Origin of the sequence: Psychroflexus lacisalsi (assembly GCF_020164495.1) — a bacterium.
In the GTDB taxonomy this organism is placed as follows: domain Bacteria; phylum Bacteroidota; class Bacteroidia; order Flavobacteriales; family Flavobacteriaceae; genus Psychroflexus; species Psychroflexus lacisalsi.
Genome location: NZ_JAIQYZ010000001.1, coordinates 467,323 through 481,239 on the forward strand (window position 1 = coordinate 467,323; position 13,917 = coordinate 481,239).

The window sequence follows — 13,917 nt, forward strand, 5'->3', positions numbered from 1 at the left end:
CGTGAGTAGTATACAGGAAAGACAGGAAGAGATCATTGAAGAATTCAGCATGTTTGAAGACTGGATGCAAAGATATGAGTACATGATAGAACTTGGTAAATCTTTACCAATTATCGATGAAAAGCATAAGATCGAAGAAAACATTATCAAAGGATGCCAAAGTAAAGTATGGGTTTATGCTGAAATGGATGACGATCAAGTAAATTATACCGCAGATAGTGATGCTATTATTACCAAAGGCATTATTGCTATTCTTATAAGAGTATTTTCAGGTCAAAAACCCGAAGATGTAATGAATGCGGATACTAGTTTTATCGATGAAATTGGACTTAAAGAACACTTGTCGCCAACCAGAGCTAATGGATTGGTGAGTATGATCAAACAGATGAAAATGTACGCTATTGCTTACAATAGCCAACAACAAAATAAAGCTTAAACAAATGGCTGAAGAAAGAAACACAGAAGAATTAGGGGAAGATATTGTAAGAGTTTTAAAAACGATTTATGATCCGGAAATCCCAGTTGACATTTATGAATTGGGTCTTATTTACGACGTTTTTGTTAATGAGGATAACGATGTCAAAATACTCATGACCTTAACATCACCTAACTGTCCTGTAGCTGAATCTTTACCACAAGAGGTTAAAGAGAAATCAGCGTCTTTGGATTGGGTGAATGAATGTGAAGTAGAATTGACTTTTGATCCGGCCTGGTCACAGGAATTGATGAGCGAGGAAGCAAAGCTGGAATTAGGAATGTTGTAAATTATGGCAGAAATCGTCAACAAAGTAGCTTTAAGTTCGCTCAAAACTTTCAATCTTGAAGATTTTTATCCTCATGGTGAACGAAAGCAAATTGATATCAAAGACTGGTTGTTCGAAGGCATTATTCTTAAAGAAAAAGACTTTAGAGCAACTTTAAAAAATCAAGACTGGTCTAAATATCAAAACGCCTACGTGGCCTTGTATTGCTCCAGCGATGCGATTATTCCTGGCTGGGCTTATTTACTTATTACGTCTTATTTAAATGAGTTTTCTAAAAAAGTAGTCTTTGGGAATTTAGAATTCCTCAATTCTTTACTTTATCTGGAAGCCCTTCAAAATGTAGATTTCTCAGAATATCAGGATAAACCTGTAATCATCAAAGGTTGTTCGAATAAGCCAGTGCCAGAAAATGCTTATTTGCTGGCCTTGCAAAAACTCCAGCCAGTGGCCAAATCTATTATGTATGGGGAAGCATGCTCTGCAGTTCCACTTTATAAAAAGCCTAAAAAATAAGGTCTCAGATCAGCAGTAATCTGACGAAAGCTTTCTCATTTAATTATTTACATTTGCAGCTTCAAAAAAGTTAAAAATGAAATATTTCCCCACCTTAGTTATGATCTGTTTTGTAAGCTTCTTCACCCAAGCACAAACCGATGACGATACTTCAACTCAAAAAGATTCTACCTGGACTACAGAAGGGAGCTTCCAATTCTTGATAAACCAAGCGGCTTTCAATAAGGATTGGCAAGGCGGTGGGACTAGTAATTACTCTGCCAATGTGGTAATCAATTACGACATCAACTACAACAAAGAAAAGTGGACGTGGGATACCAAAATTCTTGGTGACTACGGAATCAACAAAACTAAAGACCAGGATTTCTACAGGAAAACCAGTGATCGATTAGAAATTAACTCGACTGTAGGTCGACAAATCGATAAATCCAAGTGGTACACTTCGGGCTTTGTGAATTTCAGAACACAGTTTGACAAAGGTTACGATTTTGGTGAAGATGCAGAAGGTAATCAAATCAGAGACCTAAGGACTCAATTTATGTCACCTGCCTTCACACAACTTGGTATTGGTGCCTTATGGAAGCAAAGTGATGATATAAGAGTAAATATTTCTCCAGTCACAGGTCGAATTATTACTGCCAATTCGAGATTCACTACAATTCCTGGGTACGTAGACGGAGATTTCTTTGGTTTAGATGAAGGTAAAACTATACGAACAGAGTTTGGAGCATCAATCAATGCATTTGTCAAATTCAAATTGATGGAGAACATTACGGTTGGTAACGTATTAGGGCTTTATTCCAATTATCTGGAAGACCCACAAAATGTGGATATCGATTACACACTTAACTTAGTGATGAGTGTAAACGAATACATTTCAGCCAACTTTACCTTCCAGGCCATCTACGACGATAATGCTGTAAGAGGCTTCCAGGTAAGAGAAGTATTAGGCGTAGGATTCAACTATAATTTCTAAGGATTAGGGCGCTTAACCCTGCTATTCGCTGCAACGCCTCTAGCAGTTTCGCAGTATTGTAAACTCTGGAAAGGCTTTTCCGCTGGTCAAGCTTTCCACAGCACAACACTAGAAAAACTGCTTTTCGGGGTTTCCACTACTATCAGGAGCGCTGGACTTTTACCAAAAATTATACTATTTTTTTAAACCGATCAGTACATCAATAAACTCTTGTTGGCGATCTACAAAAACGCTGTGTGAGCAATTATCCAGGTATTTTACTTTGTCATCTCCCAGGATTTTTCTCATGGTATTCACTTGCTCTTCGCTATACAATCCATCATCTTTTCCATAAATACCATGCATCTCAATACCTTCCTGATTTAAAATTTTCAAATTTTCTTTTAAGTCAATACTGGTGTAAGCCTCATTTTCCCAGAATTTCATCGGAGCCAGGTAACTGTTTTTTGAAGCATATTTCAAAACTAAAGAATCCGATTTCATTTTTTGATAAAGTTCTTTGGCTCTGGAATTAGGTTGACTAGGCGAATAGAAACCGTTGGACATAGCATGCATAAAGCTATAAGCAGCATACCCGTAAGCTAAAGTGTCCATTTGCTCCAGCTGAGCAATGTAGCTCAAGTTAACTTTATCTTCTTTATCCTGGTATATCTTTTTAGACGATTCAATAATAGTTCTAAAGGTGTTTTGCATTGAGATGGGCACACTTGCCAATACTATAGATTCAATTTTCTCTGGGAATTCTTCAGCATAAAAAGTAGCAACAATACCTCCAAAGCTATGACCTACAAGAGTGGCCTTTTCAAGATTAAAATCACTATAAATCCCATTCAAATCTCTAAACGTTTGTTCAAAGGTAAAGTTAGCTTCCAAATCCTCATTTCTTCCTTCGCCACGTCTATCGTAGGAAATCACAAAAAATCCATTCCTAGAAAGTTCCTCTGCCGTCGTTTGTTCGAAAATAACACTATTATAGCCAGGTCCGCCGTGTAAAAAAATGACAGGATGATATTTGGCATCTCCAAAGGTTTGCAGTTCTAAGTTTTGAGCATTTGAAGCTTGCCGAATTAACAATAGAAGTAGGAGGATTAAGAGGTTTTTCATAGTTAGTTAATTTTCATTCAATATTACTAATTCATCTGTAACCCCTATAATTCCACCTTACAAAAAGCTAACATAAATTTTCTTTAGTGAAATTCCTATATCTCAAGGTTAACTTCATTAAATTTAAATATTCTATTTGTTAATAAATCAAAAGATCATGAAAACGTATCTGGTATTAATATTACTTTCAATTTTAGTCTTAGGTTGTAGCGATGATGATCCTGTTTTTGTAGAGGAAGAAAATGAATTAACTCTACAAAAAGTTGCAGCAGACAGCACAAATATTGCCGTTTGGATCCCAAGGGAATCTATGATATCTAGAAATGCCGAATCCATGGGATACGGAGCTATCCTAAATCCAGATTCTGACAAATTATTTATTTTTTTGGATGGAGGAGGAGCCTGCTTCAATGGACTTACTTGTAATTTTAACCTCGACCGATTTTCTGAAGAGGATTTTTATGAAAGGCTGGCTTCAGAACAGTCTTTGTTGCTCAATCGGCAATCTGATGTTAATCAATTTAAGGAATGGAATTTCATTTTTGTGCCCTACGCCACTGGGGATGTACATGTAGGTATTAATCCATCTGTCGATGTTACTAATAATGGACCGGCCAATCAAGCCATGGTTGGAGCAACGAATTTCAGTGTCATACTTAGTGATTTGAATGCCTATTTTACTAGCAATGGAGGACTTTCAGAAATTGTTTTCGCTGGATCAAGTGCTGGTGGATTTGGCGTGATGCCCAATTATTTTCAGCTTAAAACGGTTTTAGGCGAAAATGTTCCAACGACAGCCATCATCGACGCCGGACAAATTTTTAGAGACGAAACTTTACTGACGTCCTGTTTGGTTGAGCAGTGGGAATCAATTTGGGACATATCAGCGTCTTTGCCTGCAGATTTGAATACAATTGTTCAGCAAACGTATAGTTACGATATTCAAAAAGTGTATGAATATTCCTCTTTGATGTATCCGGAAGATAATTTTGGTTTTCTGAGTTATTACCAAGATGGTACCAATACATTTTTCTATAGTTTTGGTCAGGAAAATTGTAGTTACCCACCGCAAAATCTTGTGAGTGGTGCAGAATTCAAAAGTGGCTTGCTGGATTTAAAATCTGAGGTCTTAGATGGTCTAGACAATTGGAAAGTCTTTTATAAAACTGGCACATCTCATACCTTTCTTGGAGATGCCAACCTTTCCCAAAGCATAAATGGAACTTCACTCAATCAGTTTTTGCTTCAATTGAGACAAGGAGAAGCCGAAGATTTATTTGAATAGGCTCTAAAGTTTATTCATTATTGAATGCGAAGATAATTTGGACATTTAATCATATTTAACCGCTTTCATTTGAAATAAGAATTCAGAGTGGTAATCACTCACGATCGGGTTGAATTGATTGGAAACAAAGATGAAATTACTTTTCTATTTCAGATATTTTATAGTTAATAACAATATAGTTTGGTGAATAGTCCAATAACTCTTGTGTTCTTTCATCATTTTCTTTGAGTTTTACAACTCCACAAAACCTGTGAAAATTATATTCTTTGTCAAGCCAGGAGGAAGCGAAAATCAAAAGTGGAACTTTTGTATTCAGTTTCCATTGGGTGTTTTCATATTCTCTCCAATTATAAAACTGCCCACTGTTTGTTTTCCCCAAATTTATTTCTTTAGTTGTTTCTAAAGCATAAGTCCGGATATTCAACTTAATATAATTCTCTTTTTTTTTGTAACTACTTTATACCCTCAAAAATATAACTTTTTGGTATAAAACACTCTATTCACCTGAAGTATACACTTGCCCGCGATGAGGTTTAAGACGATCGCGGATGGGTTTCATGTCTTTTTCGTCAACAATCATAAAGGCGATGTGCTGGAAATCAACTATCTTTTCTACGCCGGTTTTATAATCAAATTCTGGGTTCATTTTTATAAAATCCCGTAGATGGATTTCATGATGTTCCGCGGTTTTTTCCGCATTAGGACCTTTGAAGTCCCAAATCAATTTGAGTTGTCTGTTCATAAATTCAGTTTTATTCAGCTATAGCTTTTAGGAGTGACCTCACCTCCTCCACAGTGTTCACGTAGTATTTAGCCTTAGTCTTTCTCACCCCAACTTTAATAGTGTGTGCCTTCTCCGGGAGTTCTTCAAACATAAATTCATCGGTCCAGTCATCACCTATGGCAAAAATGTGGTCTGAAGGAAAATGGTCTGCCAGGTTGGAAGATGCTCTACCTTTGTTTACTTTACTGCTTTTAATTTCGATGACCTTGTTGCCCTCAAGCAAAGTCAAGTCGGTGTTGGAAATAAAACTGGTGAGTACAGTTCGGATTTCCACTAGTCGTTTTTGAGCCAGCTCCACATCGGTTTTCCTGTAATGCCAAGCCAGGGAATATTTTTTCTTTTCTACCAAAGTCCCAGGCGTTCGGTCGACAAAGGTTTCCAGAACGGGAAGCACATCTTCCATCCACTCGGTTTTGAGGCGTTCCATCATTTTCCACTGCTCGTTTTCAAGTCGCATCGACACCCCATGATCCGATACCAAAGTGTATGGAGTATGTCCAAACCATTCATTGAGTGTTTTCTTATCACGACCACTTATGATCACAATTTTTAGCGAGTCAATCGAGTTTAGTTTTTCCAGGATAGCATATAATTCCTGATCTGGTTTAGCATCTTCAGGGTGGTTGGTAAAATTGACCAAAGTCCCATCATAGTCAAGAAACAAAAGTTTCTTTTCCTTGGATTTGATTTTGGTTTTGAAAGTTTCTATATCTGAATTGTCTACTTTTTTGGCTTCTATGATTTGGTAAACTTTATGAACCTGATTCAAAGAGTTCATAAACTCATTGGCCCATTTCTTTACGCTATATCTGGAAACACGCTTCTGCAAAGCTTGCATTCTTTGTTTTTGTTCGGTTTCTGGCATTTCCAGAGCCTGCTTTATGCTGTCAGCGATTTCCTCGTAATTGAAGGGATTAATAAGTGAGGATTCATTTAACTCTTTGGAAGCACCTGTCATCTCACTTAGGATCAACACCCCGTTTTTGCGGGTTCGTGTAGCGACATATTCTTTGGCGACCAGATTCATACCGTCTCTTACTGGGGTTATCAAAGCCACATCTGATGAGGTGTAGAGATCAATCAGATTTTCAAAGGGAAGTGCTCTGTAGAAGTACCAAATTGGCGTCCAGCTTACTGTAGAAAATTCGCCATTGATCCTGCCAACAAGTTCGTCGGTTTCTTGTTTTAATTTTTGATATTGAGGCACCTGAGACCTTGATGGGACGGCCAGCATGATCAATCGAATCTTCTCCTGAAATTGAGGATACTTTTTTAAAAAGTATTCAAAGGCTTTGATCCTGTTTGGAATCCCCTTGGTGTAATCCATCCTGTCGATGGACAGAATCATTTTGACGCCGTCATCCTTTTGAAGATGTTGGTCGAGACGCTTTTGAATTTCAGATTTTTCATCTTCATTCATTTGGTCATGGTCCAAAGCGGCCTGTTCAAATTTATCATAGTCAATTCCCATTGGAAAAGAATCCACTTTTATGATGCGATTGTTGTAAGTCACTTTATTGAAATTCACCTCCAGGCTTAGAATCCGTTTAACCGAACTTAAAAAGTGTCGTTCATAGTCGTAGGTATGAAAACCAATAAGGTCTGCGCCTAGCATGCCTTCCAGAAGTTCTTTTCGTTTGGGGAAGGTTCTGAAAATCTCGTAGGACGGAAAAGGAATATGATTGAAAAACCCAATTGAAATATTTGGTTTCTTGGCTTTGACCATAGCCGGAACCAACAATAACTGATAATCCTGAATCCAAACCTTGTCACCGTCTTCCGCGTGTTCCAGGACTTTATCAGCAAATTTTTGGTTAACGCTTTTGTAGACTTCCCAGGATTCCGGGTTGTATTCGGTATACTCTATAAAGTAGTGAAATAAAGGCCATAAGGCACGATTGCTAAAACCATAATAGTAATGATCCAGATCATTTTGAGTCAAATCTACAGCTACACATTGTTCTTTGGTTACAGCTTTATTGACTTTAGCTTCTAGTTCGGGATTAAATTCTTCACTAGTCAGGCCACTCCAGCCTATCCAAATCCCATTCCCATCTTTATGTACTGTTTTGAGTCCTGTTGCCAGTCCACCTACACTAGGGGTGACTTCAAGCTTATTGTCATTGATGCTTACTTGCAATGGTAGTCGGTTCGAAACAATTATCGTTTTATTCATCTCAAAAAAATTCTTTTGGTTGAATTATTTCACTTATTTTTATAAAAATAAGATTTTAATCTCTCATAGAGGGTCTAATTTTAAGGGGCTTGTACCGAAATTTAGATTTATTATAAAGTCAACCCCCTAATTTTATTAGGGAGATCGATAATTTGATTAAATAAACTTTACATATGAATAACTTGAATTACGGAATCATAGGAAATTGTAGAACGGCCGCATTAGTTTCTGAAACAGGATCACTAGATTGGTGTTGTTTACCTGAGTTTGACTCAGCTTCTGTATTTGCAAAATTGCTTGATGATAAGAAAGGAGGACACTTTGCGTTCAATGTTGGAGGTTCCTATACCGTTACCCAAACTTATGTTGAAGATACTTGCATTTTAAAAACAGAATTCACTTCAGAAGAAGCCTCATTTGAAGTGTATGATTTTTTGCCTCGTTATAAAAAAAATGATAAGACTTATCATGCTCCTCCCGAAGTCATAAGATATTTAAAAGTTACTAAGGGAGAACCAAAACTTAAAGTAGACTACTCTCCAAAATTGGAATATGCTTTAGGCAATACAGAGATTTATATCAAAAAAGATTTTATTGTTGCTCTTACAGAAGAGGATGAATTTGATACTTTATTCCTGTATACGTCACTTTCAAAAGAAGCAGTGGCAAATTCTGAAGAAATTAAACTTACTGAAGATGCTTTTTTTCTGATGTCTTATAATGAAAAAATTGAGTTGCCAAGCATGGATTCTATAAATTTGGATTATGAAAATACATTAGCCTACTGGATCAATTGGACCGACAACACTCCGCGTTTTGAAAATTATAACAATTTGATTTTGAGGAGTGCAATGACCCTTAAATTATTGAGTTATGATAAAACAGGCGCTATCCTTGCTGCGGCGACCACTTCCTTACCAGAAACTATTGGGGAAGTGAGGAATTGGGATTATAGATTCTGCTGGGTCCGGGATGCCTCTATGGTAGTGAGAGTGATTTCTCAACTCGGTCATACAAGAATGACCAAGCGCTATCTTCAATTTATCATTGATTTGATTCCAGATAAAAATGAGAAGCTTCAAATCATGTATGGCATTAATAAAGAGAAGGAACTTACAGAGAAGATTTTGACTCATCTTTCCGGATACAAAGATTCAAAGCCGGTGAGAACTGGAAATGCGGCTTATGCGCAAAAGCAAAATGACATTTATGGAATCCTGGTAGACGTTATTCATCAGGAATTGGTAAAATTTAAAAATGATACCGATAACAAGGAAGAATTGTGGACCATTACCAAGGGCATTGCCTGGGTGGTGGGCAAACACTGGCAAGAACCAGATAAGGGGATTTGGGAATTTAGAACAGAAGATCGTCATTTTACCTTTTCCAAAGTACTGTGTTGGGTAGCTATTAATAGAGCTATTAAAATTTCAGAATTATTCAATAAAACTTCTAAGCTCGAGAGATGGAAAACTCTGGAACAAGCCATCAAAAACGATATTTTAGAAAACGCCTGGAATGAAGAAATGCAAGCTTTTACTCAATCTTACGGTTCCAAAGATTTGGACGCCTCCGTATTATTAATGGAATCTTATGGTTTTATTGATGCTAAAGACCCCAAATACATTAGTACGGTAAAAGCCATTGGCAAAGATTTGACCAATGACGGACTCTTGTATCGCTATAAAAATGAGGATGATTTCGGCTTGCCAAGTTCGTCATTCACGATCTGTACCTTCTGGTATATCAACAGTTTAAATAAAATAGGAGAAGTGGAGGAGGCTAGAAGGCAATTTGAACGATTGATAGGTTTTTCCAATCACTTAGGCTTGATGAGTGAAGATATCGATTTTGAAACCAAACGCCTACTGGGAAATTTTCCACAGGCTTATTCTCATTTAGCTTTGATCGAAACGGCAATCAATTTGTCTAAAGCTAACTAAAATTCAGGAAACAGGCGGTTTATAATAAAGTTATCCATTCTTTTTTTGGACTGTGAATTACTAGGTTTCGAATTTGACTCTTAACAAATAGTTTCAATGTTTCAAAATCCTTTAATTAACTTTGTGTTTTTAAAATAAAACCCATGTTCCAAAATACTAAAGACAGCAAAACTAAACTATCAGAGCTAGGAGAATTTGGTTTAATAGATCACCTTACTCAGTTTTTTAAAGTGAAACACACTTCGACTGTAAAAAGCATAGGTGATGATGCTGCAGTATTGAATCACGATAAACATACGGTTGTCACCACAGATCTTTTGGTAGAAGGTGTTCATTTCGATCTGGCTTATATGCCACTTAAACATTTAGGTTACAAGGCTGTGATGGTCAATTTGTCCGATGTGTACGCTATGAATGCTGAAGCTCAGCAAATCACAGTATCCATTGCCTGTTCCAACAGATTTACAGTAGAAGCTTTGGAAGAGTTATACAGTGGGATTACAGCTGCAGCGGATTTGTATAATGTCGATGTGGTTGGTGGTGACACGACTTCAGCAATTAAGGGTTTAACCATAAGCATTACTGCAATAGGGCAAGTGAAATCTGAAGATATCACCTATAGAAGTGGAGCCAAGCCAAATGATTTATTGGTTGTTTCCGGGGATTTGGGTGGTGCATTTTTGGGTCTGAAAGTCTTGCAGAGGGAAAATGAAGTTTTTAAAGTGAATCCTAATGCTCAACCCGATCTTGAAAAATACACTTACATCGTAGAACGCCAATTAAAACCAGAAGCCAGAAAAGATATTGTAGAACTGCTGAAGGCTTTGGAAGTAAAACCAACGTCTATGATCGATATTAGCGATGGATTATCTTCAGAATTGATGCATTTATGCAAGCATTCCAAAGTAGGTGCTAATTTATTTGAAGATAAATTACCTTTGGATCCATTGTGTATTTCGACTTGTGAAGAGTTTGAGTTGGATTCTACCACTGTAGTTTTGAATGGAGGAGAAGACTATGAACTTTTATTTACAATCGATCAATCTGATTTTGAAAAAATAAAAGCAAACCCCAATCTTACTGTCATTGGACACATGGCAGAACAAAGTGAGGGTATCCACTTAATTTCAAGAATGAATACAAAAATTCCTATCAAGGCCAGAGGTTGGAATGGTATGGAAGAAGAGGATTAATTAAAACCTATTATTATGAAAACAAAAGTATACACAACAAAATCTAAAGTTCAACTAATGGGAATTAAAAATCTTCTTGACTCTGAAGGGATTGAATGTTTAGAACTTGATAATTCTGATTCTTCTTATGCTGGTCTATTTGGACATTATGAACTTTTAGTCAAGGAGAGTGATGAAGAAAAAGCAAAAGAACTTATAAGTCAATTCCAATCTGAGAATTAGCAGGTCTTAGACTGTATAAATTGGTTAATGTTATTTGAAAACTAAATGCGTGCAGAGAATAATATCTAAATTTAGAAAAAAATAATTATGACTAGACATGCAACGGCAGTTTGGAAAGGAAATATAAAAGAAGGTGAGGGATCAATTTCATCGCAAAGTGGAATATTGAATCAAACTCCATACTCATTTAAATCTCGGTTTGAAGAAGGGAAAGGAACCAACCCAGAAGAGTTGATTGCCGCTGCTCACGCCGGTTGTTTTGCTATGCAATTGTCTGCTTTTTTGACGGAAGAAGAATTTACCCCGGAAAGTTTAGAGACTAAAGGAGAAGTCACTTTGAAGGACGGAACTGTTACCAAATCTCACCTCATTTTGAAAGCTAAAATTGATAAAATAGGTCAAAGTAAATTTGATGAACTTGTTGAAAAAGCAAAAAAGAATTGCCCTATTTCAAAATTGTTAGACACAAAAATATCTGTAGAGTCTACATTAAACTAAATCAAGTTTTAAGATTCATAAGTAAGCTGTTGTATATTCAATGGCATTTTATTTGTAAACTATCATAAAGGTAATAAGCTTTCGTTCAAAGTATACAAACGACCGCTCTCTTTGTGAAATATCAATATATTTGTAAAAAAATAAATTAAGGCATGCTTGGAGCAGTACTTTTAGGATTTTTATTTTCTTTATTTCTGGTTTTTGCAGGATCTTATTTTAGGGGTAAACTTGCTGTTCTATCATCTTTAATTCCTCTCAGTCTTTTTATATATTTTCTTACATTTCTACCCGAGATTGCAAACGGTAAGGTCATTTATGAAAACTATGAATGGATACCAAGTTTTGGTGTCAACTTAAGTTTTACGCTAGATGGTCTAGCACTTCTTTTTGCTTTGATGATCACAGGAGTGGGTTCTCTAGTTTTTCTTTATACCTCTGCTTACCTAAAAGACCATAAATACCTGGATCGTTTTTACGGCTATTTGAGCATGTTTATGGCCGCTATGTTGGGCTTGGTTCTTTCAGACAACATCATGTCGCTATTTATCTTCTGGGAGTTAACTAGTATTTCTTCATTTTATTTAATTGGTTTCAACAATGACAAAGCCGATTCTAGAAAATCTGCACTTACAGCTCTGGGGATTACTGGTATTGGTGGTTTATTACTTTTAGGTGGTGCTGTTTTGCTGGGCGACGTCGCAGGAACCTACCGCATTTCCGAAATGGTCATGATGAGAGATGTGATAACCGACAGTTCTCATTATCTTCTTATTCTACTTCTCATATTTGCAGCAGCTTTCACAAAATCGGCTCAGTTTCCATTTCATTTTTGGCTGCCAGGAGCTATGAAAGCACCAACACCCGTCTCTACCTATTTGCACTCTGCAACTATGGTAAAGGCTGGAATTTATCTTCTTTTTAGAATGACTCCTATCTTAAATGGAGACGATATCTGGCATACGATTTTAATAGTTGTTGGCGCCGTTACCATGGTTTATTCTGCTATTCATATCATTTTTAGAACGGACCTTAAAGGAATCTTGGCATATTCCACGATTTCAGCTTTAGGAATTTTAGTGTTTTTAATAGGAATTGGTACTCAGGCTGCCCTAGTTGCAGCAGCCGTTTTTATTGTAGTGCATGCCTTATATAAAGCTTCATTATTCCTTATCACCGGAATTATAGATCATGAAACAGGGACTCGAGATGTCACACAGTTATCAGGATTGAGAAAGGTTTTGCTCCCTGTAGCTATAGCTGGTTTTATCGCTGCACTTATAAGTGGTGGTGTTCCACCAACTCTTGGTTTCGTAGGAAAGGATTTGATCTATGAAGCGACATTGCACTTTAAAGACGCTGCAATATTTCTTACAGTTTTGGCTATACTTACCAAAATTTTATTGTTTTATGGAGGATTTGTAGCTGGTGTAAAACCGTTTATGGGTAAGCTTCCACAGAAATTTGAAAAACTGCATTTGCCTAGCCCATTGATGTGGATGCCTCCACTCATAATGACCTTTGCAGGAATTGTGTTTGGTATTTTCCCAGGACTTATTGAAACAGCTTTTGCGAAGCCTATCGCAATGACACAAGTGATAGAATTTGAAGAGTTTCACTTAAAATTATGGCATGGCTTTAATACAGTTTTAGGCTTAAGTGCCATTACAATTACAATTGGTGTTATTCTTTACTTTACATTGAAACCAAAACATAACCTGGAAAACGCAATTGCCAGATTGGATGTAATTGCCCCAAAAGACCTGACTTTGAAATTATCTGAAGGTTTTGCAGAATTTTCCAGATTGTGGACGAACTTTTTCCAAACTGGATATTTAAGGCATTATATTTCTGTTATTGTTGCCTTTTTAATTTTACTTTTAGGCTACCTTATTTTCTCAGATTTCTCCCTAACCCTTGATTTTTCAACTTTAGCTGATTTAACAATTTATGAAATTTCTATTTTGTTAATGCTCCTGATGGGCGTTCTTTATACCGTTTTTACAAAATCACGTTTAGCTGCTGTTGCTGCTCTTGGAGTGGTTGGATTATCATTTAGTTTACTGTTTTTATTTTATAGCGCACCAGATTTAGCGATGACCCAGTTTTCAGTAGACACACTTACGGTTATTCTATTTGTGTTAGTGCTTTATAAATTGCCCAAATACCTCAATTTCTCTAATAAATGGCTTAGAATAAAACACGGTGTGTTATCCGTTAGTTTTGGGATACTGATCACTTTACTTATTTTAAGAGTTCTGAAAGAACCTAAAAATGCCGAGATTACAGAATTTTATGCTGAGAATGCTTACAAACTTGCCCATGGTAAAAATGTGGTCAATGTTATTTTAGTCGACTTTAGAGGCATTGATACCATGATAGAGATTTCGGTATTGATTGTTGCTGCTTTAGGCGTTTTTGGATTGTTAAAATTAAGATTGAAAACAAGAGATAAAAAATAA

General features: G+C 36.5%; 14 protein-coding genes. 10 read left to right on the top strand and 4 right to left on the bottom strand.

Annotation, left to right across the window (positions count from 1 at the left end; all coding sequences use genetic code 11):
• Position 1: 1 nt before the first annotated feature.
• The 4 genes from LB449_RS02010 (at position 2) to LB449_RS02025 (ending at position 2,253) form a co-directional block, all read left to right on the top strand.
• On the top strand, positions 2–436 hold the full coding sequence (locus LB449_RS02010) for a SufE family protein (RefSeq protein WP_224453400.1): 435 nt from the start codon (positions 2–4) through the stop codon (positions 434–436).
• Positions 437–440: 4 nt separating this feature from the next.
• Positions 441–764 (top strand): DUF59 domain-containing protein, encoded by a 324-nt coding sequence (locus LB449_RS02015; RefSeq protein ID WP_224453401.1) that lies wholly within the window; start codon positions 441–443, stop codon positions 762–764.
• Positions 765–767: 3 nt separating this feature from the next.
• The gene (locus LB449_RS02020) at positions 768–1,277 is read left to right on the top strand and encodes a DUF2480 family protein (protein ID WP_224453402.1); all 510 of its coding nucleotides are present in this window, start codon (positions 768–770) and stop codon (positions 1,275–1,277) included.
• A gap of 76 nt (positions 1,278–1,353) precedes the next feature.
• A complete protein-coding gene (locus LB449_RS02025; RefSeq protein WP_224453403.1) occupies positions 1,354–2,253 on the top strand; it encodes a DUF3078 domain-containing protein in 900 nt (299 codons plus the stop codon).
• 174 nt (positions 2,254–2,427) lie between these two features.
• On the opposite strand, the gene LB449_RS02030 is transcribed toward LB449_RS02025, so the two are convergent.
• On the bottom strand, positions 2,428–3,357 hold the full coding sequence (locus LB449_RS02030; RefSeq protein WP_224453404.1) for an alpha/beta hydrolase: 930 nt from the start codon (positions 3,355–3,357) through the stop codon (positions 2,428–2,430).
• A 157-nt stretch (positions 3,358–3,514) separates the two neighbouring features.
• Between LB449_RS02030 and LB449_RS02035 the strand changes: the two genes are divergently transcribed.
• On the top strand, positions 3,515–4,642 hold the full coding sequence (locus LB449_RS02035; RefSeq protein ID WP_224453405.1) for a pectinacetylesterase family protein: 1,128 nt from the start codon (positions 3,515–3,517) through the stop codon (positions 4,640–4,642).
• 136 nt (positions 4,643–4,778) lie between these two features.
• Here the strand turns inward: LB449_RS02035 and LB449_RS02040 are convergent, their stop codons facing one another.
• The 3 genes from LB449_RS02040 to LB449_RS02050 all read right to left on the bottom strand — a co-directional run bounded on the left by LB449_RS02040 (position 4,779) and on the right by LB449_RS02050 (position 7,602).
• Positions 4,779–5,021 (bottom strand): DUF5041 domain-containing protein, encoded by a 243-nt coding sequence (locus LB449_RS02040; protein ID WP_224453406.1) that lies wholly within the window; start codon positions 5,019–5,021, stop codon positions 4,779–4,781.
• 117 nt (positions 5,022–5,138) lie between these two features.
• Positions 5,139–5,384, bottom strand: coding sequence for a hypothetical protein (locus LB449_RS02045; RefSeq protein ID WP_224453407.1), 246 nt, complete (start codon positions 5,382–5,384; stop codon positions 5,139–5,141).
• 10 nt (positions 5,385–5,394) lie between these two features.
• The gene (locus LB449_RS02050) at positions 5,395–7,602 is read right to left on the bottom strand and encodes a bifunctional alpha,alpha-trehalose-phosphate synthase (UDP-forming)/trehalose-phosphatase (RefSeq protein WP_224453408.1); all 2,208 of its coding nucleotides are present in this window, start codon (positions 7,600–7,602) and stop codon (positions 5,395–5,397) included.
• A 173-nt stretch (positions 7,603–7,775) separates the two neighbouring features.
• On the opposite strand from LB449_RS02050, the gene LB449_RS02055 reads away from it, so the two are divergent.
• From LB449_RS02055 to LB449_RS02075, 5 genes are all read left to right on the top strand, one after another.
• Positions 7,776–9,545, top strand: a complete 1,770-nt coding sequence (locus tag LB449_RS02055) for a glycoside hydrolase family 15 protein (protein WP_224453409.1) — start codon at positions 7,776–7,778, stop codon at positions 9,543–9,545.
• Positions 9,546–9,688: 143 nt separating this feature from the next.
• Positions 9,689–10,738 carry a thiamine-phosphate kinase gene (gene thiL / locus LB449_RS02060; protein WP_224453410.1) on the top strand — a complete coding sequence of 350 codons (1,050 nt, stop codon included), beginning with the start codon at positions 9,689–9,691 and terminating at the stop codon, positions 10,736–10,738.
• 15 nt (positions 10,739–10,753) lie between these two features.
• On the top strand, positions 10,754–10,960 hold the full coding sequence (locus LB449_RS02065) for a putative signal transducing protein (RefSeq protein ID WP_224453411.1): 207 nt from the start codon (positions 10,754–10,756) through the stop codon (positions 10,958–10,960).
• An 87-nt stretch (positions 10,961–11,047) separates the two neighbouring features.
• The gene (locus LB449_RS02070) at positions 11,048–11,458 is read left to right on the top strand and encodes an OsmC family protein (protein WP_224453412.1); all 411 of its coding nucleotides are present in this window, start codon (positions 11,048–11,050) and stop codon (positions 11,456–11,458) included.
• 152 nt (positions 11,459–11,610) lie between these two features.
• On the top strand, positions 11,611–13,917 hold the full coding sequence (locus tag LB449_RS02075) for a putative monovalent cation/H+ antiporter subunit A (protein WP_224453413.1): 2,307 nt from the start codon (positions 11,611–11,613) through the stop codon (positions 13,915–13,917).